Origin of the sequence: Paenirhodobacter populi, assembly GCF_004022215.1 — a bacterium.
Classification (GTDB): Bacteria; Pseudomonadota; Alphaproteobacteria; order Rhodobacterales; family Rhodobacteraceae; genus Rhodobacter; species Rhodobacter populi.
On record NZ_SAUZ01000045.1, the window covers coordinates 1 to 18,040 of the forward strand.

The window sequence follows — 18,040 nt, forward strand, 5'->3', positions numbered from 1 at the left end:
TCTCAGCGGCCGACCCGGGCGCGGTGGAGCCCTTCGGCCTCGATATCTCCTATCTGCGGGATCAGGTGCGGGTGACGCCGGTGTTTTCGCTGCGCGGGCAGCGCGCAGGCGATCCGTTCCGCATCTACGGCGAGGATCCCTACGCCCTCTTCATCCTGATGCCGATGCGCGTGTGAGGGGGGCTGATCATGACAACCGCCCTTCTCTTCGGCCTCGCCGTCACTGCCGCGCTGTTCTGCGCGCTCGTCTCCCTGATCAGGAGGGATAATCCATGAACGTTCGTGAACTGACCTTTCGGGGTGAGGACAAGGCCGTGCTCTACGCCTGCGGCGTGTGCGGATCCCTCTTCTCATCCAAGGTTTACGCCTGCGCCGACGAGCTGGCGCATGCAACGGCTCGACAGGCTGCCGAGGAATGCTGTGCGCCGTGCCATTGCGCATGCGGCGTCGTGATCGAGAAATACTATACCGCCTGTACGGACTGCCGCGAACGGCACCGGCTGGAACGCGCCACGATCATCACGGATTACACCGGCCCGGTGCAGTCCGATGCCGTCACAGGCGAATGGGGCGAAGGATATTCCTCTGACGAGGACACCCTGCGCGAATATTGCAAGGGCTACGACGAGAAGCTGCCCGCCTACTGCTGGCCGTGCAAAGCATCGCCGTTGCGCCTCGATCTCGACAGCATCCTCGAAAGCGCCCTCGAAGATCAGCACGAGGACGCCGCGGAACAGATCGTCGGGGACGATGAACTGGGCGCGGCGATCGACAAATTCAACGCGGCGCAGACCTGCATCACCTACTACCCGGACCACACGCTGGTGATCGTTCTGGATCAGGAGCGGTTCGACGCGATCCTGCATCCGGCCGAAGGCGGAGAGGCCAGGTCGTGACATGGTGCTACCTCCCCGCCCCCGAAACGGGCTTTCCCTGTGCGCCGGAACCGGCGGCCTCGACCTCGGCATCATGCTCGCAGAGCCCGGGTTCCATACCCGGTGCTGGGTCGAATGGGCCGAGTATCCCCGGGACTGCATCATCGCCGCGCAGCGCGCCGGATACTTCGCTCCAGCCCCCATCTGGGATGACGTCACCACCTTCGACGGCAGACCGTGGCGCGGGCGGATCGACACCATCCTTGCCGGATACCCGTGCCAACCCTTCAGTATGGCCGGCCGGCGCAAGGGAGACGAAGACGAGCGGCACCTCTGGCCCGATGTCGCCCGGATCATCCGCGAGGTCGAACCCGAATGGGTGTTCCTCGAAAACGTCGCGGGACACATCAGCCTCGGCCTTGAAGCCGTGCTGCGAGAGCTATGGGAAATGGGCTGGACGCCTGCGTGCGGTCTATTCAGCGCGGGCGAAACAGGCGCGACGCACGAACGCCAGCGCGTCTTCATTGTGGCCCACCGCGACCGCCAACAGCTTCGCCCAGACTGCGGAGAACCCGACGCCGGGTCAGACCGGAGGAACGACACTGGCTGGAGCTGCGGAGCGGCTGTGGAGCACGCCCCGGGCGTCGGACGCAATGCGCGGCGATTGCCCGTCCGAGCGGAACCGCCGATCCCCTGCGCTGGTCTCTCAAAGTTCGACATGGCCGACGCCGGCGGCGCGGGACCACAAGGGCGAGAACAGCGCGGATCATCTGGTGAATGGCACCGGCCGCCTGCACATGGATCAGCTGCCGAACGCGGTCGCCCACGGCTTCACCCGCCCGGCCCTGCCGATATGGACGGGTGGCGTTCCGTCATCAATGTGGCGCCCGATCTCGCGCCGTCTGTTTCGCTCGGCGATGTCAGGCGTTTCGCGGACCACCTTGCAGCGATGGTTGCGCAAGGGAACCTGGCGGAAGCGCAGGCTGAATCCCGCATTTGTCGAATGGCTTCAGGATTGGCCAGCCGGGCACACGCTTTGCGCGCTTTGGGGAACGGCGTCCACCCACTCTGCGCCGCTTACGCTTGGCGCTCCTTATCATCAGCACACGGACTTGAACCATGCTTCTGAAGATTTGCCAAACATGCGGCGCGGAGTTTCATACCGAGAAACGCGCTCGGAAATTCTGTTCCAAGAGATGCTCAGTTGTTGCGCAACGAGTGGAGAACCCGTCGAGGTACCGGCATCAAAAGGTGAACGGCAAACAATATCTGGAGCACCGGCTGGTGATGGAGGCTCACTTGAGCAGGAAACTATTGCCACAAGAGCATGTACATCACCGAAACGGGATCAAGACAGACAATCGAATAGAAAATCTGGAACTGATTTCGCCGGAAGATCATGGCCGACTTCATCACCCGCCCAAGAAGTCGACAATCACCGAGTGTGTGATCTGCGGCAAGGTGTTCACTCCACACAAGACGAAACGGGAGAGAACGGAAACCTGTTCGGACGAGTGCAGGAGAAAACTCATTTCGATCCGCGTCAGAGCTTCGACGCATGGCTGAGAGAAAACCGTGGCGCTCTCTCGCAGCTGCCCACGGCCTCCGGCCCGTTGATCTGGAAACCGCCGATCGAGGCTAAGGCGAAACCTGAGCAGATGGAGATGTTCGGATGACCAAAACCAACTACCCGACCCCGGCCACCTGCGGCCACGCCCCGGATGGCGCGAGCACCTGCGTGGATCACGACTGCCCTTGCGCGAAGGGGCAATGGGAGCGCGACAAAGACCCAAAGGTTGAGGCCGACCCGGATCATCCGGAGGAGCGACCAGACGATACGGTGTCGCGGAGGGCGGCGATCCTTGCCGTATACGAAAAGGGAAGTGGGACAGTCCACATCGGCGGCATGCCTTACGGAACCGTGACGCTAGAAGCCGCCTGCGACGCTATCCGCGCCCTCCCCGCAACAGGTCAGGACAAGGCGGAAGTGGACGGGCTGAGGGCGGAAGTCGAGCGCCTGACAATCAGTGAATACGTATCGCGCGCATCTATCGACACGCTCAAGCACACCTACAACCAGCTGTTCGAGGCGATGCAAGCTGAGCAGGAGAATCACAAAAAGACCGCCACCGAGCGTGACGCTTTGCGCGCCGAGGTCGAGGAGATCGCGCCGCTTGAAGAGGCCCTGCGCACCACCCGGCGGGAACACCGTGCGGCGATGGCAGATGCCGACACTCTCCGCGCCGAGGTCGCCGCCCTGCGCGCGCAGGTGGAGGCGATGCGACGGGCTTTGGCGGAACTTGGATGCGCATGCGATCGTCTGGAGGGAATGAGAAGCCGCGAAATCTATCTGGCGATGATCGACGACGGTCATGGCTATGCGCTCGCTGCACTGGATGACGCTAGTTCAGATGCCCGCGCCGCCCTCTCCACGCCCGCAGCCGCATCGCCGCAGGGATGGATGCCGATCGATACCGCCCTCCCGAACGCAGATAAGGGGGAGTGACATGACCGACCTCAACACCCAGATGACCCCAGAGGCGATGATGCAGGCGGAAATCGAGAGGTCGGCTCGCGACTACAACGACCTGCGAGATGCCTTCGATAAGGTAGTCGCCGAGCGTAATTGGGCGGATCACCGCGCCAAGAAAGCCGAACGCGAACTGGCGGATCTGCGCGCCCAGACCGATGCACTGGTCGCGGCGGCGTATGATGCCCTGAACGAATGCGCGAACATGTGGCAGGATGAGTGCTGGACCGGTCAACCTGACGGAGTGGCCGTCGAGGTCGTGGGCTTCTTCCGTCCCTACTATGGCGCCAAATTGGCGCGCACAGTTGCTCTGGCGAACAAGTTTTCTCCAACATCCGACGCCAAGGCCGCGCTGGAAGCCCGCGACAGGGCGATGCGGAATGAGGGGCGCAGGCAGTCGGCAGCTAAGATCAATTCCGTATACTTCTGGAACCACAAGTTAGAGGTGCAAAAAGCCATCCTCTCCCTCATCGAGAAGGAACCGGAGGGCAAAGGCGATGAGTGATAAGCTCACCCGCGATCAAGCCCGTGCTGCATGGTCCGCATCCGGTTTGACCTATTCCGACATCACCGTTGATAACCTGCGGATGCTGCGTGGCATGGTGAACCGGGCGATGAAGAGATCCGGCCTCATGCAGGGATCGTACAGGGCACATCAGAGATGGACGATCAAATACAATGCGATCGGGGCCGATCTCCGCTGCCGCAGCCACTACTTTGATGATCGGCAGGCAATCACCTTTGAACCCGGCGGCTTCATCGGTTTTGCCGGTTGGGCCGACGAATGGAACGTCCAGCCTATCCTTGATGCCTTCATCAAGTGGGTCTCGATCCTCCGCGCCTACCGGGACAGCAATCAGGCAGAGGGGGCGCGGTGATGGGGAGTGTCGCCGACAAGTACGTCTCGCCGGGCGGCCGCCTCCCAGGATATGGCAGCGCCGATTTCACAGACGATCTGCTCTGCGCGACCAACTTCCTGGCATGGGCTGAGCAAGACGACGCCATATACGGCGGCGAGAACGCACAGGATGCGTTTAAGGCGGTGTGCCGGATGCTCGACATGGACATGGTTCGCTTGCGCAATATCGCGCTTGGCCGCGCCGCAAAGAAGCACGAGGGCCGGGACGATGGGTAAGATGGAGAGCATCCTGTTCACGCCAGATATGCTGGCAGAGCGTTGGGGCTGTTCAGGGGAGACGATTCGGAAGATGGTTCGATCCGGACAGATCTATAGTTTCCGCGTCGGGAAGCGGTCTATTCGCATCCCCTACACGGCAGTCGAGGAGTATGAGAATTGCCAGAATACAAGGTCGGACGACTGCGCGGCGGATTCTGCGTCATCTGGCATGACCCAGATGGAGGACGACGACGCTACAAGCTCGATGCCTCGACAACCGCCGAAGCAGAAGCTGAGGCTCGACAGATCTTTCGTCAGGCACAGGCTGCGCGAAAACTGACCGTGGCCGACGTATGGTCGGCCTATCGTTCTGACCGAGATGGCCGACGCATCGCGTCTCACATGGGGGACACCGGAAAGGCTATCCTGCCCACCTTCGGTGCCCTCATACCTGAGCAGATCAAGGTTCAGGACTGCCGAGATTACACCGACGAGCGGCGGAAGATTGGCCGCAAGGATGGCACGATACGAACCGAACTCGGGCACTTGCGCACATGTCTGCGATGGGCCGCCGAAAATCGCATGATCGAGTTTGCACCGTCGATCGAACGGCCGGCGATGCCAGCCCCAAAGGATCGATACCTGACCCGCGCGGAAATTGATCGGCTGCTTGCGGCTGACTGCGAACACCACATCCGCCTGGCGATCCTGCTGATGCTCACGACCGCTGCGCGCGTCGGGGCGGTTCTGGAACTGACATGGGATCGCGTCGACATGGTGCGCGGACAGATCAACCTGCGCGTTGATGGCCTCGGGCCGCGCAAGGGCCGTGCCGTGGTGCCGATCAACGGCACGCTTCGCGCAGCCCTCACGACGGCGAAAGAGCGCGCGATGTCGGAATATGTTGTGGAGTATGCCGGAGCAAAGATCGGATCGATCAAGAAGGGTTTTCACACGGCTTGCGAAAACGCGAAGCTCAAGGGGATCACGCCCCACGTCCTGCGTCACACCGCTGCCGTCCATATGGTAGAGGCTGGCATCCCGATTGCCGAGGTGGCGCAGTTCCTCGGACACAGCAATCCGACGGTCACCTACTCGACCTATGGTCGATTCTCGCCTGATCACCTGCGCAAAGCTGCCGAGGTTTTGGAATTTGGAAAGGTAAGACAGGTTCGATGAACCAAGGGGAAATCCCCATCTTTCCGATAAGTGCTTGATTTAATGGTGCTGCAAGAGAGGATTGAACTCTCGACCTCTCCCTTACCAAGGGAGTGCTCTACCACTGAGCTACTGCAGCGCCTTTGGGATCGGCGTCGACCTTGGGCGGGGATTTAGAGAACATCTTCGGCGGGCGCAAGCACAAATTTTCGCCCTCTCTCGACACAAATTCCCGCGCGCGTTACAGAGAGCCGATGAACGACGATACCCCCGAAACGAAACAGCCCAAAGGCCGGAACAGGCCCGCCCCGGAAAGCCGCGAGGAGCGTCTGCGCGACGCCTTGCGGGCGAATCTGCTGCGCCGCAAGGCGCAGGCACGCGCCCGCGCGGCCAAGGACGGCGAAGAAGGGCAGGAGGACGAGTAGATGGATTCGATTTTGGTCCGCGGCAACGGGCCGCTCAACGGGCAGATCCCGATCGCGGGGGCGAAGAATGCCTGCCTCGCGCTGATGCCGGCGACGCTTTTGTCGGAAGAACCGCTGACGCTGACCAATGCGCCGCGGCTGAGCGACATCCGCACGATGACGCAACTGCTCGCCTCGCTCGGGGTCGAGGTCTCGGCGTTGCATGACGGCAAGGTGCTGGCGATGTCCAGCCATGCGGGAATCAACCCGGTCGCCGACTATGACATCGTGCGCAAGATGCGGGCCTCGAATCTGGTGCTGGGGCCGCTGCTGGCGCGGCTTGGCCATGCGGTGGTGTCGCTGCCCGGGGGCTGCGCGATCGGGGCGCGGCCGATGGACATCCACATCGACGCGCTGACCGCCCTTGGCGCGGAGATCGAGCTGCGCGAGGGTTACCTGCACGCCGATGCGAAGGGCGGGCTGCGGGGCGCGGTGCATGAGATGCGCTTTGCCTCGGTGGGTGCCACGGAAAACTTCCTGATGGCGGCGGTGCTGGCCAAGGGCAGTTCGGTGCTGAAGAACGCCGCGCGCGAACCCGAGATCGTCGATCTGGCGCGCTGCCTGCGCAAGATGGGCGCGCAGATCGCCGGCGAAGGCACCTCGACGATCGAGATTCAGGGCGTCGACCGGCTGCATGGCGCGACCCATCCCGTCGTCACCGACCGGATCGAACTGGGCACCTACATGCTCGCCCCGGCGATCTGCGGGGGCGAGGTCGAATGCCTCGGCGGGCGGCTCGAACTGGTCGAAAGCTTCGCGGCCAAGCTCGATCAGGCGGGCATCTCGGTCGAGGAAACGGAACGCGGGCTGAAGGTGAAACGCCGCAACGGCCGGGTGAACGCGGTCGATGTGGTCACCGAACCCTTCCCCGGCTTCCCCACCGACCTGCAGGCGCAGATGATGGCGCTTTTGTGCACGGCCGAGGGAACCTCGGTGCTGGAGGAACGTATCTTCGAGAACCGCTTCATGCACGCGCCCGAACTGATGCGGATGGGCGCGCGGATCGAGGTGTCCGGCGGTCAGGCCACGGTCCACGGGGTCGAAAAGCTCAAGGGCGCGCCGGTGATGGCGACGGATCTGCGCGCCTCGGTCTCGCTGATCCTTGCCGGGCTGGCGGCCGAGGGGGAAACGCTGGTGCGGCGCGTCTATCACCTCGACCGCGGCTATGAACGGGTCGAGGAAAAGCTCTCCGCCGTCGGGGCGAAGATCGAACGGGTGAAGGAAGACTGATGGCGGATGCGCGGTTCGAGGACGGGGCGGAAGGTCCGCTGGCATTGCGGGCCGAAACGCCCGAGGATCTGTCGGTCATCGCGGCGCTGGTGCAGGATGCCGTCTTCACCCTTGCCGACATCGCGTGGGAGGCGAAGTCGCATCGGCTCGCCTTCCTCGTCAACCGTTTCCGGTGGGAGGACAAGGCCAAGGCCGAGGCCGAGAAGCGCCCCTATGAACGGGTGCGCGCGCTGCTGGTCTTTTCGGATGTGACGCGCGTCGCCTCGCAGGGGATCGACCGCAACGACCGGGAAACGGTGGTGTCGCTGCTCGACCTGCAATGGGCCGAGGGCGCGCAGGGCAGCGGCACGCTGACGCTGATCCTTGCGGGCGACGGGGCGATCGCGATTTCGGTCGAATGCCTGTCGATCGACCTGCGCGACGTGACCCGCCCCTATCGCGCCGTTTCGGGCGAGGCGCCGCGTCACAAGGACTGAACGCTTGCCCGATGCGGCCTGAGGCACTATCCCCTCCTTGACCAAGGAGGCCCGCCATGCCGCATTTCCTGAATACCGTTGACGCCCGTTTCGAAGCCCGCTTCACCGAGATCCTCGGCCTGAAACGCGAGGACAGCCCCGATGTCGATGCCGCCGTCGCCGATATCATCGCCGATGTCCGGGCGCGCGGCGATCAGGCGGTGATCGACCTGACGACGAAATTCGACCGGCTCGACCTGACGCCCGACACGCTGGCCTTTACGCAAGACGAGATCGACGCCCATCTGCTGCGGGTGCCCGAGGCGGAACGCGCGGCGCTCGAACTCGCCGCCGCGCGCATCCGCGCCTATCACGAACGGCAGATCCCCGAGGATGCGCTGTGGACCGATCCGACGGGGGCGGAACTCGGCTGGCGCTGGACGCCGGTTTCGGCCGCGGGGCTTTACGTGCCGGGGGGGCTGGCGAGCTATCCCTCATCCGTGCTGATGAACGCCATTCCCGCCAAGGTCGCGGGGGTCGAGCGGCTGGTGATCGCCTGCCCGACGCCGGGGGGCGCGGTCAATCCGCTGGTGCTGCTGGCGGCGCGGCTGGCGGGGGTGGATACCGTCTACCGCATCGGCGGGGCACAGGCGATCGCGGCGCTGGCCTATGGCACCGAAACCATCCCCCCGGTCGACAAGATCACCGGGCCGGGCAATGCCTTCGTCGCCGCGGCGAAACGGCGGGTCTTCGGCAAGGTCGGTATCGACATGATCGCCGGCCCCTCCGAAATTCTGGTGATCGCCGATGACACCGCGAACCCGGAATGGGTGGCCATCGACCTGCTTGCGCAGGCCGAACACGACCAGAGCGCGCAGGCCCTGCTGATCACCACCTCGGAAAAGCTCGCCCGCGAGGTGGCCGAGGCCGTCACCCGCCGCCTCGAAACGCTGGAACGGCGCGACATCGCCGGGGCGAGCTGGCGCGACTACGGCACCGTCATCATCACCCGCGATCTGGCCGAGGCGGCGGAACTGTCGAACCGCGTGGCGCCCGAGCACCTCGAGCTTTGCGTCGAGGATCCGGAGGCGCTGAGCCTGCTGATCACCCATGCCGGGGCCATCTTCCTCGGTTCCTGGACGCCCGAGGCGATCGGCGATTATGTCGGCGGGCCGAACCACGTGTTGCCGACGGCACGGTCGGCACGTTTTTCCTCGGGCCTGTCGGTTCTGGACTTCCTCAAACGCACGACCCTTGCCAAGATGTCCGCCGAGGCCCTGCGAGCGATCGGCCCCGCGGCGGAAACGCTGGCGCGGTCCGAAAGTCTGGAGGCGCATGGCCTGTCGGTGCAGGCGCGTCTCGACGCGCTGAATCTGGCGGAGGGGGAAAAGGAGAAAGACGCCTGATGTCGCGCATCACCCGGCTGGATATTGACGACAGCGGCCTGCCGCCGCCGAGCCCGGAAATCGAACAGGAACGCCGCGTCGCGGTCTTCGATCTGCTGGAGGACAACAGTTTCGCCCTGCCGGGACGCGAGGATGCCCCCGCCCCCGAAGGCCCCTTCGCGCTGAAGCTGTTCATCCGCGACGGGCGGCTGGTGTTCGACACCTGCACCGAGGCCGGCGAAAAGGTGGCCGAGTTTCACCTGTCCTTCGGCCCGTTCCGGCAGGCGGTGAAGGATTATTTCCAGATCTGCGCCAGCTATTACGAGGCGGTCAAGAAACTGCCGCCAAGCCAGATCGAGGCGATCGACATGGCCCGGCGCGGCATCCACAACGAAGGCGCGCGGATATTGCAGGAACGGCTCGACGGCAAGGTCGTGCTGGACATCGACACCGCGCGGCGCCTGTTCACCCTTGTCTGTGTCCTGACGCCCGTGAAGTGATGGCTCTTCCCTCCTCGGTCCTGTTCTGCTGCGACCACAACGCCATCCGCTCGCCGATGGCGGAAGGGATGATGAAGAAGTTCTACGGCAGGCAGGTCTATGTGCAGTCGGCGGGGGTGCGGTCCGACATGGACGTGGACGGCTTCAGCATCGCCGTCTGCGCCGAGATCGGGGTGAACCTCGAACGGCACCGCACGCGGTCCTTTCACGAATTGCAGCAATGGGGCGATGATCTGGGGGCCTTCGATCTGGTCGTGGCGCTCAGCCCCGCCTCGCAAAGGCAGGCGCTGGAACTGACGCGGTTCTTTCACCTCGACGTCGAATACTGGCCGATCATGGACCCGACCGGCCTTGGCGAGGGGCGCGAGGCCCGCCTTGCCGCCTATCGCCTGACGCGCGACCAGATCCGCGAGCATCTGCTGAAGCGGTTCGGCCCGCCGACCGAGATATGAGGGCTGGAGCGCCTCCGAAATCCGCGCCCCCTTCCTTTCGTGTTTCCATAAATATCCCGGGGGAGCCCGGAACGGGCGGGGGCAGAGCCCCCTGCGCCTATCCACCCGCGCCCGCGGTTTCAAATGCGCTCCCCGGACATGCAAAAGCCCCCGCCGGTCGACGGGGGCCTGATCACATGGCGAAATATCAGCGGTCGCGGCAGCTTGCGACGACGACACCGCCGATCAGCGCGCCCAAGAGAAAGCCGAGCAGACCGACGGACCCTCCGACGGTCGCCGCCGTGCCGGGATTTTCCCGCGCGGCTTCCGCGACCACCTGAGCACGGTCGCGAACCTGCTTCGCGGCGTAACCGGCGCGGTCGCGCAGGCCGTGGATATTGTCTTCGGCCTCATCGGCGGCATCCGATGCGCGCGACAGCAGCGACTTGCTGATCGTGCCGAGTTCCTTTTTCAGCTCCTCGATCTGCTTTTCAAGATTTGCATAGGTATCTTTCGCGGCATCCGCCATATCGAGTCTCCTCGTCGTTGTTACGTCGGGACAACGCTCGTGATGCGGGAATGGTTCCATCACGATTGCCGGAAGGCAGACTGGTTTCATGAGCCAAACCCGGGCGCGGGTGGAGAGGGAGCGAGGGGGCCAGCCCCCTCGCCGGCGGAGCCGGCCCACCCCCGGGATATTTATGGAAACACGAAAGGAAAAACGCGTTGGGCCGGTTTTGAAATCCGGGGCCGGCCGGGTTCAGGCAGGAGTCGCGCCGCCCAGAACCCCGCGCAGCTTTTCGATGGCGGCGGTTTCCTCGGGGCTAACGGCGACGCCGCCGAAGCCGAGGAAGCCGCCCTCCTTGCCCGCTTCGGCGACCGCCTGCGCGATGTGCAGCAGCCAGTCGGAAAATCCCTGCGCCTGTTCCGGCACCTTCGCGGAAACCAGAGCGAAGATGCGGTCCAGATCCCCGATCGCCGCGGCCATGACCTCTTCCGAGGTCTTCTTGCCCGCGACCACGGATTTCATCGCCTCGACGATGCCAAGGCGGTCCTCGGTCACCTGATAGCTTTTCGCGACCTCGCCGATCAGGGTGCCATCCTCGGACGCGCCCGTGGCGACCGCGCGGGCGACGGCGCCGCTTTCCTGAAAGGCGCTGAACAGGCCGCCGGGGTCGGCGGCCGAGATGCTCATCCCCACGAGCATCGGCGCCGCCAGCACATGGGTCCAGTCCTCGGGGGTGAAACTGTCGCGGATCGACATGGGAAACTCCTCTCAACAAGCCACCATGGACGGAGCCTAGCCGCAAAGCCGCGCGCGGCACAGGCCCTATCCGCGCTTGCAACCCGGGCCGTTGCGCGTTTCTGTATCCGTCACGATACGCGGGAGGACAGATGACCGAGAAGGACGCGCTGGCGATCCATAACGAGCGGATGAAACTGCTGGCGGGATTCGTGAATGCGATCGCCCTCGGCCTGATCGGATTTGCCGTGCTCAGGCCGCTGACCGACAGCCTGACGGGCGGCCTGTCCTGGGCGGTGGCGGGCTGGGGGATCGTGGGACTCGCAATGCATGGGCTTTCGCACTATATTCTGGGAAACATCAGGAAACAGGAGATGCCATGATGGCCTATGACATCATCGTTCCGCTGGTTGCCCTGGGCGTGGCTCTGGGTGCGGCCTTCGTTGCCCGGCAGGCGACGAAGCGTTTCGACGCGAAGCATGGCGGGCATCAGCACCCGGCCGAATAACCACTGTGCATTTCCGGAAAGCCGAAGGCCGAACCCGCGAGGGTCCGGCCTTTTGTCATGCGCCTTTTGTCATTCGTGGATCGAGGACAGGAACTGTTTCAGTTCCGGCGTCTGCGGATTGCCGAAGATCTCGGACGGCGGGCCGATTTCATGGACGCGGCCCAGATGCATGAACACCACCCGGCTGCTGACCTTGCGCGCGAAGGCCATTTCGTGGGTGACCATCAGCAGCGTCATCCCCTCCGTCGCCAGCCGCTCGACCACGCGCAGCACCTCCCCCACCAGTTCGGGGTCGAGCGCCGAGGTGATCTCGTCGCACAGCAGAACGGCCGGTTCCATCGCCAGCGCACGGGCGATCGCCACGCGCTGCTGCTGGCCGCCCGACAGCTGATCGGGCATGGCGTCGAACTTGTCGGCAAGGCCCACACGTTCCAAGAGCGCCTTGGCCTGCGCCTCCGCCTCGGCCTTGCCCCGCTTCTTCACCAGCGTCGGCGCCAGCATCACATTGCGCCCCACCGTCAGATGCGGGAAGAGGTTGAAGCTCTGGAAGATCATGCCGACGCGCTGGCGCAATTCGCGCATCGCGCCGGGGCTGTCGGTCAGCAGCGGCTTGCCGTCCACGGTCAGGCTGCCGTCCTGAAATTCCTCCAGCCCGTTGATGCAGCGCAGGAGCGTCGACTTGCCCGAACCGGACTTGCCGATGATCGCCACCACCTCACCGGGGGCCACCTTCAGGTCGATGCCCTTCAGCACCTCGTTCGTGCCATAGGACTTGCGCAGCCCGGCGATTTCCACGATCGGCGCGACGGGCGCGGTTTCAGCGGCGAGCGACATGGGTTTTCCTTTCCAGATACCGCGCATACAGGCTGATCGGATAGCAGATCACGAAATACATCAGTCCGACGAAGGCGAAGACGGTGAAGGGCTTGTAGGTGACATTCGCGATCATGTTGCCGGCGCGGGTCAGTTCGACGAAGCCGATGACCGAGGCCAGCGCCGTGCCCTTGATCACCTGCACGAGAAAGCCGACGGTGGGCGGGATGGCGATGCGCAGCGCCTGCGGCAGGATGACGTGGCGCAGCTGTTCGCCGAAGGACAGCGCGAGGCTCGTCGAAGCCTCCCATTGCCCTTTCGGGATGGCGGCGACGCAACCGCGCCAGATCTCGGCGAGGAAGGCCGAGGTGTAGAGCGTCAGCGCCAGCGAGGCCGAGACCCAGACCGACACCTCGACCCCCAGAAGGCGCAGGCCGAAATAGCTGAGGAACAGCTGCATCAGCAGCGGCGTGCCCTGAAACAGCTGCACATAGCCGTTGAAGACATGATTGACCCAGCCGCCGCGCCACAGGCGCGCCACCAGAAGGCATCCGCCCACCAGCCCGCCGCCGACGAAGGCGATGAGCGACAGCACGATCGTCCATTCCGCGGCAAAGATCAGGTTGCGCAGGATATCCCAATTGCTGAACTGAACCATGGCCTTACCTCCCGAAGATGAAGCGGGGGCCGGCCCAGTTCAGGGCGCGCCGCAGGCTGATGGCGAGAAGCAGGTAGATCACCGTCGCGACGATATAGGCCTCGAAGGTGCGGAACGATTCCGCCGCGATGACATTGGCGGCATAGCTCAGTTCCTCGGTCGCGATCTGGCCGCAGACGGCGGAGCCGAGCATGACGATGACGATCTGGCTGACCAGCGCCGGCCAGACGCGCTTCAGCGCGGGCGGCAGGACGACGCGGGTGAAGACCTGAAACCGGGTCAGCGCCAGCGACTGCGCCGCCTCGATCTGCCCTTTCGGGGTCGACAAAAGGCCCGCGCGGACGATTTCCGCCCCATAGGCGCCAAGGTTCAACGTCATGGCGAGAACCGAGGCGAAGGTCGGCGACAACCGGATGCCGAGGGACGGCAAACCGAAGAACACAAAGAAAAGCTGCACAATGAAGGGCGTGTTGCGGATCACCTCGACATAGGCGGCGACGGGGGCGGCCAGCCAGGCCGGCCCCTCGTTGCGCACCCATCCGCAGGCGACCGCGACCACGAGCCCGATGGCCATGGCCATCGCGGTCAGCGCAAGCGTCCAGCCCACGCCGACAAGCAGCATGGGCCAGTCGCTCAGGACCGCCAGAAAATCAAGCTGGGCGTTCATGTGGCCTCAGAGCGGCAGATCTTCGGGTTTCGCCGCATGGCCGAGCCATTTTTCCGACAGCGCGGTGATCGTGCCGTCTTCCTTCGCCGCAAGGATGATCGCGTTGACCTTCTCCAGCAGCGGCTCCTGCCCCTTGGAGATGCCCATGAAGCAGGGGCTGTCCTTGATCAGCAGCTTGTATTCCGCGCCGATGTTCGGGTTGTGCTGCATCATCAGCGTCGCGTTCGACACCGAGGTCGCGATCACGTCGGTCTGCCCGGCGACGAAGGCGGCGGTCGCCGCGGCCTGATCCTCGTAGCGGCGGAACTGCATCGAGGCGGGGCCTTCCTTCGCCAGTTCCTGTTCCTCCATCGCGCCCTTGGCGACGGCGATGGACTTGCCCGCGAGATCGTCGAAGCTTTCGATCTTCATCGTTTTCGGCGCATAGACCGCCTGGAAGAACGGCGCATAGGCATGGGTGAAGTCGATCACCTTCATCCGTTCCTCGTTCTTGCCAAGCGTCGAGATCACCAGTTCCACCTGCCCGGTCTGCAGATAGGGAATGCGGTTGGCGCTGGTCACCGGCACGAGTTCCAGCTTCGCCCCCAGCTTGTCGGCGACAAGCTTCGCCATGTCGATGTCCAGCCCCTGCGGCTGCAGGTCCAGCCCGGAAAAGCCGTAGGGCGGATAATCGGTCGGAATCGCGATGCGGATCGTCCCGCCCTTGGTGATCTTCTCCAGCGCGTCCTGCGCGAAAGCGGCGGATCCGGCGAAGGTCAGTGCGGCAGTGCCAGCCAGAAATCCACGGCGAGAAACGGTCATCCTCATACTCCTGTCAAGGTGGTCCGGATCCGGATGCGGAGGGCTTCCATCTCCGCCGGACGCGGTTGTCCCTGCTTGCCCCAACCGGAACCCGAGCGACAGGCGCAGAGCGCGCGATCCGCCCCGGAAACGGGCAGATGCACAAATTATCGACATTATTTCCAGCAATCGCCCTGAATATGGGCAAATCCGCTCTGCCTCAATCGAGGGATGCGACCAGATTGCGCAGGAAAACGACCCCCGCGGCCAGTTCGTCGCGGGTGATGTATTCGTCCGGCTTGTGGGCGCGGCCGATGTCTCCGGGGCCGCAGATCACCGCCGGGACGCCCGCCTGCTGGAACAGCCCCGCCTCGGTGCCGAAGCTGACGGCGGCCAGCGCCCCCTGCCCCGCCGCCGCCTCGACCCGGGCGACCATCGGGTGATCCGCCGCGAGCCGCAGCGCCGGATAGCTCGACCGCAGGACATGCTCGATGCCGTAGCCCTCGGCCGTCAGCGCCTCGAGCCGGGTCAGCACCGGCGCCAGCACCGCCAGCGGATCGACGCCGGGAATGGCGCGCGCCTCGATTTCCAGCGTCGCCAGATCCGGGATGATGTTGACCGCCTGCCCGCCCGCGATCACGCCCGCCTGAACGGTCGACCACGGCGGCGCGAATTCGGCGGATTGCGGACCGGATTGCAGCGAGCGCGCCGTCGCCACCACCTCGTCCAGCACCGGCGCCAGCCCGTGGATCGCGTTCAACCCCAGATCGGGACGCGAGGAATGGCCGCTCTGCCCGGTCACCCGGATCCCGATCGCCGCCTTGCCCTTGTGCCCGCGCACCGGCACAAGGTTCGTCGGCTCGCCGATCACCGCGCCAAGGGCCGGGGCGCACAGCTCCGGCAGGCGGGCCAGCAGATGCGGCACGCCGCGGCAGCCCAGTTCCTCGTCATAGGAAAAGGCGATATGGACGGGCGTTTCATCGGTGCGCCGCCCCAGTTCCGGCGCGATGGCAAGGACGCAGGCCAGAAAACCCAGCATGTCCGAGCTGCCCCGCGCGTGAAGCCTGCCATCCCGTTCGGTCAGCACGAAGGGATCCGAGACCCACTCCCCGGCCTGCGCCGGCACCACATCCATATGCCCCGACAGGATCACTCCCGCCCGGTCGCGCGGGCCGAAGCTGGCAAAGACATTCGCCCTGTCCCCCTCCGGGCCTGGGATCATCCGCACCCGCGCCCCCGACTGCTCAAGCAGCTCCCCGATCCAGCCGGTGATCGCCGCATTCGGGCGCCCCGCGACGGGAGAAAAAGCGACAAGACGCGACAGGATCTCTTCGGCATTCATTTTCGGCATCCTCGGGCTGACGGGAATCGATTGCCTTGGTAGTAGACGCCTTTGGCAGCGAAAATCCATCCGCCCAAGTCCAGCGCCGCACCGCGCACTGGCGCCTGTCGGGCGGCTGCTCCCTATGTGGCGGCCTGAACAGGACCATCACCATCAGGCCGATTTGGATCGCATTCGTCGGGAAAACAGTCGCCCGGACTGTTTTCTGGTCCTCCTCACAGCTGAAGACCGGCAACCGACCCTTGCGTCCAGATTCACGCGCGCGCCACACCATGTCCTGGTCCAGCCAGATCACAACCGAGACCCGCGCCGCTTCCGTGCATACGCCGGTGCCCTCGAAGCATGTATGAATGGCTCCTGCGTGACAAGTGGTCTGGTGGTCTTTTGCAACTGGTCGGATACCGCCATGTATTCGGACTGACCTCCGGTCTGCCCGCGCGCCCTGATGAACGTCCGCGTGAGGTTTGGGTCTCTGTCAATGACAGCCACGCTGACAAGTCGCTGGCCGGGCGCGTCTGGCAGCGTGGCAGCAAGAACACTGGCCGTGTTTGGGCCAATGCCTGACACCGTTCGCAGCTGCCGCGCAATCTCATCGGCCTCCATCTCGTCGCACCTCGTCCGTTGGACATGAAGCTGACCCGCTTTTCATTCGTCATCTGCTCGAACCATCCGGCGTGCCGATCAGCGGGGACACCGGGCCCCCCGGACCGGGCTGCGTCCGTCCGATGCATGACGCCACCCAGTCTTTTCCAGCCAGGGCGCCAACAATAAGATCTTGGCCCCCGCATGCATCGTTGTCGGAGCGACAATCGTCCAGATCGGCTGCCGTCTTCCTCCGACTTCCGAACCGCCCTCGATCGCCCAGACACTCTCGCGGGATCTCGCTGCCGCGTATGAACAAACCGCATCGATATTGCGCCCGCCGGTGTCGATGCAACAAGCCTGGATATGCAGCGTCCTACCGTCCCCTATCGGGATCGGCTCGCGGCGGATGTGGTCCAGCTCAGCCCAGACATGTCCTTCGTCTGGATCCCTTTCGGTGACATGGCCACCACCTTCGCTTCCAAGCGACCGGGAGATTTCGGTCCTTTTGGCTGCACGTCGACGCCCATCACCGGAACCAGAGCGCCCGCCGACGCGACAATCCAAGCCGGCTCAGCCCATGCCGCGAACTGGTCCGGGTCCGTTTCAACATCCGCCTCGCCTCCGCCCGGGCGCCAGCTCTCCGCCAGCGTGGGTAGATAAAGTTCTGCAGTTTTCCGGGGTTGCCCTGGCAGTTGAGCCACGACCGCGCAAGATCCGTTAGGCTATGCCTAGGGAGGTGTGCCTCCCACGCCCAAAATCCAGCGCCGGTTGCTGACTGCTCGGCGACCGCAATGTTTGCAGATGGCTCGGCCTTGACCGCGCGCGCGATCGCCACGGAGATGTGGTCTTGCCTGACCTCAAGCATCCGGGTGCGGTCCCCCAGCCAGGCACCCAGCTTCGGGCGCGGCTGCACGGTCCGGGCGTAGGTGAACTCCGTCATCCCGGTGCGGATCACCTTGCGCACCGTTCGGCGTGGCCTTGGCGGTGCACGTCTCACTCTTCGACAGCTTCAGGTCACGGCAGATCGTCTTGATCCCCTTGACCTCGGTAAAATGCAGTCGCCTGATTTTTGCGTTCGCCATTGGGCTCGAACCAGTGGCGCCTCACCGGCTCACTCTCCACGATCAGCATCCCGTGATCGACCTCCGATAAGCATCGGAAGCACAATGGACTGGCTTTGATGATGTGACCGCCCTCCGACGGCATCTGTGTGCCAAGGTGGGCCTGCAAGGATCCACATAGGAGAGCGGTCATGTCGGAGATTACCACTGTCGGGCTCGATCTGGCGAAGAATGTGTTC

The 18,040-nt window shown here is 64.3% G+C and carries 27 protein-coding genes, 1 tRNA gene and 1 pseudogene; 18 read left to right on the plus strand and 11 right to left on the minus strand.

All coding sequences use genetic code 11. From position 1 onward, the window contains the following. Positions 1 to 271 precede the first annotated feature (271 nt). The 9 genes from D2T30_RS21805 (at position 272) to D2T30_RS21840 (ending at position 5,700) form a co-directional block, all read left to right on the plus strand. Complete coding sequence (locus tag D2T30_RS21805) at positions 272 to 895, plus strand: hypothetical protein (RefSeq protein ID WP_128210520.1); 624 nt, start codon at positions 272 to 274, stop codon at positions 893 to 895. Position 896: 1 nt separating this feature from the next. Beyond that, complete coding sequence (locus tag D2T30_RS21810) at positions 897 to 2,003, plus strand: DNA cytosine methyltransferase (protein WP_128210521.1); 1,107 nt, start codon at positions 897 to 899, stop codon at positions 2,001 to 2,003. Positions 2,004 to 2,161: 158 nt separating this feature from the next. Beyond that, positions 2,162 to 2,440, plus strand: coding sequence for an HNH endonuclease (locus D2T30_RS24265; protein ID WP_394343129.1), 279 nt, complete (start codon positions 2,162 to 2,164; stop codon positions 2,438 to 2,440). A gap of 106 nt (positions 2,441 to 2,546) precedes the next feature. Next, on the plus strand, positions 2,547 to 3,380 hold the full coding sequence (locus D2T30_RS21820) for a hypothetical protein (protein WP_128210523.1): 834 nt from the start codon (positions 2,547 to 2,549) through the stop codon (positions 3,378 to 3,380). 1 nt (position 3,381) lies between these two features. Then, on the plus strand, positions 3,382 to 3,909 hold the full coding sequence (locus tag D2T30_RS21825; protein WP_128210524.1) for a hypothetical protein: 528 nt from the start codon (positions 3,382 to 3,384) through the stop codon (positions 3,907 to 3,909). Next, entirely contained in the window at positions 3,902 to 4,282 is a 381-nt protein-coding gene (locus D2T30_RS21830) for a hypothetical protein (protein ID WP_128210525.1), read from the plus strand. The genes D2T30_RS21825 and D2T30_RS21830 overlap by 8 nt, the downstream gene beginning before the upstream one ends. Further along, positions 4,282 to 4,539, plus strand: coding sequence for a hypothetical protein (locus D2T30_RS23265; RefSeq protein WP_164884400.1), 258 nt, complete (start codon positions 4,282 to 4,284; stop codon positions 4,537 to 4,539). Before D2T30_RS21830 ends, D2T30_RS23265 begins: the two co-directional genes overlap by 1 nt. Position 4,540: 1 nt before the next feature. After that, positions 4,541 to 4,861, plus strand: a complete 321-nt coding sequence (locus tag D2T30_RS24270; RefSeq protein WP_164884401.1) for an excisionase family DNA-binding protein — start codon at positions 4,541 to 4,543, stop codon at positions 4,859 to 4,861. Beyond that, entirely contained in the window at positions 4,744 to 5,700 is a 957-nt protein-coding gene (locus D2T30_RS21840; protein ID WP_380728905.1) for a tyrosine-type recombinase/integrase, read from the plus strand. The genes D2T30_RS24270 and D2T30_RS21840 overlap by 118 nt, the downstream gene beginning before the upstream one ends. 43 nt (positions 5,701 to 5,743) lie before the next feature. Here D2T30_RS21840 and D2T30_RS21845 read toward each other — a convergent pair. Next, positions 5,744 to 5,818, minus strand: a tRNA-Thr gene (locus D2T30_RS21845). A 115-nt stretch (positions 5,819 to 5,933) separates the two neighbouring features. Between D2T30_RS21845 and D2T30_RS23275 the strand changes: the two genes are divergently transcribed. From D2T30_RS23275 to D2T30_RS21870, 6 genes are read left to right on the plus strand one after another with little or no spacing between them, the layout of a single operon-like run. Further along, entirely contained in the window at positions 5,934 to 6,104 is a 171-nt protein-coding gene (locus tag D2T30_RS23275) for a hypothetical protein (protein ID WP_164881717.1), read from the plus strand. Continuing rightward, the gene (murA, locus tag D2T30_RS21850) at positions 6,105 to 7,373 is read left to right on the plus strand and encodes a UDP-N-acetylglucosamine 1-carboxyvinyltransferase (protein WP_128184320.1); all 1,269 of its coding nucleotides are present in this window, start codon (positions 6,105 to 6,107) and stop codon (positions 7,371 to 7,373) included. Beyond that, entirely contained in the window at positions 7,373 to 7,849 is a 477-nt protein-coding gene (locus D2T30_RS21855) for a DUF2948 family protein (RefSeq protein WP_128184318.1), read from the plus strand. The genes murA and D2T30_RS21855 overlap by 1 nt, the downstream gene beginning before the upstream one ends. 56 nt (positions 7,850 to 7,905) lie before the next feature. Continuing rightward, positions 7,906 to 9,234 (plus strand): histidinol dehydrogenase, encoded by a 1,329-nt coding sequence (hisD, locus tag D2T30_RS21860; RefSeq protein WP_128210528.1) that lies wholly within the window; start codon positions 7,906 to 7,908, stop codon positions 9,232 to 9,234. Further along, the gene (locus tag D2T30_RS21865) at positions 9,234 to 9,713 is read left to right on the plus strand and encodes a UPF0262 family protein (protein WP_128210529.1); all 480 of its coding nucleotides are present in this window, start codon (positions 9,234 to 9,236) and stop codon (positions 9,711 to 9,713) included. Before hisD ends, D2T30_RS21865 begins: the two co-directional genes overlap by 1 nt. Continuing rightward, positions 9,713 to 10,165, plus strand: coding sequence for an arsenate-mycothiol transferase ArsC (locus D2T30_RS21870; RefSeq protein WP_128210530.1), 453 nt, complete (start codon positions 9,713 to 9,715; stop codon positions 10,163 to 10,165). Before D2T30_RS21865 ends, D2T30_RS21870 begins: the two co-directional genes overlap by 1 nt. A gap of 187 nt (positions 10,166 to 10,352) precedes the next feature. Here the strand turns inward: D2T30_RS21870 and D2T30_RS21875 are convergent, their stop codons facing one another. Both D2T30_RS21875 and D2T30_RS21880 read right to left on the minus strand, forming a co-directional pair. Further along, on the minus strand, positions 10,353 to 10,673 hold the full coding sequence (locus D2T30_RS21875; protein ID WP_128210531.1) for a hypothetical protein: 321 nt from the start codon (positions 10,671 to 10,673) through the stop codon (positions 10,353 to 10,355). Positions 10,674 to 10,904: 231 nt separating this feature from the next. After that, positions 10,905 to 11,408, minus strand: coding sequence for a hypothetical protein (locus D2T30_RS21880; protein ID WP_128210532.1), 504 nt, complete (start codon positions 11,406 to 11,408; stop codon positions 10,905 to 10,907). Positions 11,409 to 11,539: 131 nt separating this feature from the next. On the opposite strand from D2T30_RS21880, the gene D2T30_RS21885 reads away from it, so the two are divergent. After that, positions 11,540 to 11,770: a hypothetical protein gene (locus D2T30_RS21885; RefSeq protein ID WP_128184306.1), complete on the plus strand. Its 231-nt coding sequence runs from the start codon at positions 11,540 to 11,542 to the stop codon at positions 11,768 to 11,770. Further along, positions 11,767 to 11,895, plus strand: a complete 129-nt coding sequence (locus D2T30_RS23980) for a hypothetical protein (protein WP_277749574.1) — start codon at positions 11,767 to 11,769, stop codon at positions 11,893 to 11,895. Before D2T30_RS21885 ends, D2T30_RS23980 begins: the two co-directional genes overlap by 4 nt. Positions 11,896 to 11,964: 69 nt before the next feature. Here D2T30_RS23980 and D2T30_RS21890 read toward each other — a convergent pair whose 3' ends face one another. The 6 genes and pseudogenes from D2T30_RS21890 to D2T30_RS23815 all read right to left on the minus strand — a co-directional run. After that, positions 11,965 to 12,729 (minus strand): amino acid ABC transporter ATP-binding protein, encoded by a 765-nt coding sequence (locus D2T30_RS21890; protein WP_128184304.1) that lies wholly within the window; start codon positions 12,727 to 12,729, stop codon positions 11,965 to 11,967. After that, positions 12,713 to 13,366 (minus strand): amino acid ABC transporter permease, encoded by a 654-nt coding sequence (locus tag D2T30_RS21895; RefSeq protein ID WP_128210533.1) that lies wholly within the window; start codon positions 13,364 to 13,366, stop codon positions 12,713 to 12,715. The genes D2T30_RS21890 and D2T30_RS21895 overlap by 17 nt, the downstream gene beginning before the upstream one ends. A 4-nt stretch (positions 13,367 to 13,370) precedes the next feature. Next, complete coding sequence (locus D2T30_RS21900; protein ID WP_128184300.1) at positions 13,371 to 14,033, minus strand: amino acid ABC transporter permease; 663 nt, start codon at positions 14,031 to 14,033, stop codon at positions 13,371 to 13,373. Positions 14,034 to 14,039: 6 nt separating this feature from the next. Then, positions 14,040 to 14,834, minus strand: coding sequence for a transporter substrate-binding domain-containing protein (locus D2T30_RS21905; protein WP_128210534.1), 795 nt, complete (start codon positions 14,832 to 14,834; stop codon positions 14,040 to 14,042). Positions 14,835 to 15,033: 199 nt separating this feature from the next. Continuing rightward, a complete protein-coding gene (gene argE / locus D2T30_RS21910) occupies positions 15,034 to 16,155 on the minus strand; it encodes an acetylornithine deacetylase (protein WP_128210535.1) in 1,122 nt (373 codons plus the stop codon). 118 nt (positions 16,156 to 16,273) lie between these two features. Continuing rightward, positions 16,274 to 16,462 (minus strand): annotated as a pseudogene (locus D2T30_RS23815) (transposase); the annotation flags it as partial. 35 nt (positions 16,463 to 16,497) lie between these two features. On the opposite strand from D2T30_RS23815, the gene D2T30_RS21915 reads away from it, so the two are divergent. Next, on the plus strand, positions 16,498 to 16,719 hold the full coding sequence (locus D2T30_RS21915; RefSeq protein WP_128210536.1) for a hypothetical protein: 222 nt from the start codon (positions 16,498 to 16,500) through the stop codon (positions 16,717 to 16,719). 117 nt (positions 16,720 to 16,836) lie between these two features. Here D2T30_RS21915 and D2T30_RS24275 read toward each other — a convergent pair whose 3' ends face one another. Further along, positions 16,837 to 17,304, minus strand: a complete 468-nt coding sequence (locus D2T30_RS24275; RefSeq protein ID WP_128210537.1) for a terminase gpA endonuclease subunit — start codon at positions 17,302 to 17,304, stop codon at positions 16,837 to 16,839. Positions 17,305 to 17,754: 450 nt separating this feature from the next. Next, the coding region (locus D2T30_RS23465; protein ID WP_206613055.1) for a hypothetical protein at positions 17,755 to 18,040 on the minus strand (286 nt) is incomplete at its 5' end.

Excerpts from the sequence above, each read along its gene's own strand:
- D2T30_RS21805 (WP_128210520.1), top strand. The coding sequence starts at position 272 with ATGAACGTTCGTGAACTGACCTTTCGGGGTGAGGACAAGGCCGTGCTC.
- D2T30_RS21810 (WP_128210521.1), top strand. The coding sequence starts at position 897 with ATGGTGCTACCTCCCCGCCCCCGAAACGGGCTTTCCCTGTGCGCCGGA.
- D2T30_RS24265 (WP_394343129.1), top strand. The coding sequence starts at position 2,162 with ATGGAGGCTCACTTGAGCAGGAAACTATTGCCACAAGAGCATGTACAT.
- D2T30_RS21820 (WP_128210523.1), top strand. The coding sequence starts at position 2,547 with ATGACCAAAACCAACTACCCGACCCCGGCCACCTGCGGCCACGCCCCG.
- D2T30_RS21825 (WP_128210524.1), top strand. The coding sequence starts at position 3,382 with ATGACCGACCTCAACACCCAGATGACCCCAGAGGCGATGATGCAGGCG.
- D2T30_RS21830 (WP_128210525.1), top strand. The coding sequence starts at position 3,902 with ATGAGTGATAAGCTCACCCGCGATCAAGCCCGTGCTGCATGGTCCGCA.
- D2T30_RS23265 (WP_164884400.1), top strand. The coding sequence starts at position 4,282 with ATGGGGAGTGTCGCCGACAAGTACGTCTCGCCGGGCGGCCGCCTCCCA.
- D2T30_RS24270 (WP_164884401.1), top strand. The coding sequence starts at position 4,541 with ATGGAGAGCATCCTGTTCACGCCAGATATGCTGGCAGAGCGTTGGGGC.
- D2T30_RS23275 (WP_164881717.1), top strand. The coding sequence starts at position 5,934 with ATGAACGACGATACCCCCGAAACGAAACAGCCCAAAGGCCGGAACAGG.
- murA (WP_128184320.1), top strand. The coding sequence starts at position 6,105 with ATGGATTCGATTTTGGTCCGCGGCAACGGGCCGCTCAACGGGCAGATC.
- D2T30_RS21855 (WP_128184318.1), top strand. The coding sequence starts at position 7,373 with ATGGCGGATGCGCGGTTCGAGGACGGGGCGGAAGGTCCGCTGGCATTG.
- hisD (WP_128210528.1), top strand. The coding sequence starts at position 7,906 with ATGCCGCATTTCCTGAATACCGTTGACGCCCGTTTCGAAGCCCGCTTC.
- D2T30_RS21865 (WP_128210529.1), top strand. The coding sequence starts at position 9,234 with ATGTCGCGCATCACCCGGCTGGATATTGACGACAGCGGCCTGCCGCCG.
- D2T30_RS21870 (WP_128210530.1), top strand. The coding sequence starts at position 9,713 with ATGGCTCTTCCCTCCTCGGTCCTGTTCTGCTGCGACCACAACGCCATC.
- D2T30_RS21875 (WP_128210531.1), bottom strand. The coding sequence starts at position 10,673 with ATGGCGGATGCCGCGAAAGATACCTATGCAAATCTTGAAAAGCAGATC.
- D2T30_RS21880 (WP_128210532.1), bottom strand. The coding sequence starts at position 11,408 with ATGTCGATCCGCGACAGTTTCACCCCCGAGGACTGGACCCATGTGCTG.
- D2T30_RS21885 (WP_128184306.1), top strand. The coding sequence starts at position 11,540 with ATGACCGAGAAGGACGCGCTGGCGATCCATAACGAGCGGATGAAACTG.
- D2T30_RS23980 (WP_277749574.1), top strand. The coding sequence starts at position 11,767 with ATGATGGCCTATGACATCATCGTTCCGCTGGTTGCCCTGGGCGTGGCT.
- D2T30_RS21890 (WP_128184304.1), bottom strand. The coding sequence starts at position 12,729 with ATGTCGCTCGCCGCTGAAACCGCGCCCGTCGCGCCGATCGTGGAAATC.
- D2T30_RS21895 (WP_128210533.1), bottom strand. The coding sequence starts at position 13,366 with ATGGTTCAGTTCAGCAATTGGGATATCCTGCGCAACCTGATCTTTGCC.
- D2T30_RS21900 (WP_128184300.1), bottom strand. The coding sequence starts at position 14,033 with ATGAACGCCCAGCTTGATTTTCTGGCGGTCCTGAGCGACTGGCCCATG.
- D2T30_RS21905 (WP_128210534.1), bottom strand. The coding sequence starts at position 14,834 with ATGACCGTTTCTCGCCGTGGATTTCTGGCTGGCACTGCCGCACTGACC.
- argE (WP_128210535.1), bottom strand. The coding sequence starts at position 16,155 with ATGAATGCCGAAGAGATCCTGTCGCGTCTTGTCGCTTTTTCTCCCGTC.
- D2T30_RS21915 (WP_128210536.1), top strand. The coding sequence starts at position 16,498 with ATGTATGAATGGCTCCTGCGTGACAAGTGGTCTGGTGGTCTTTTGCAA.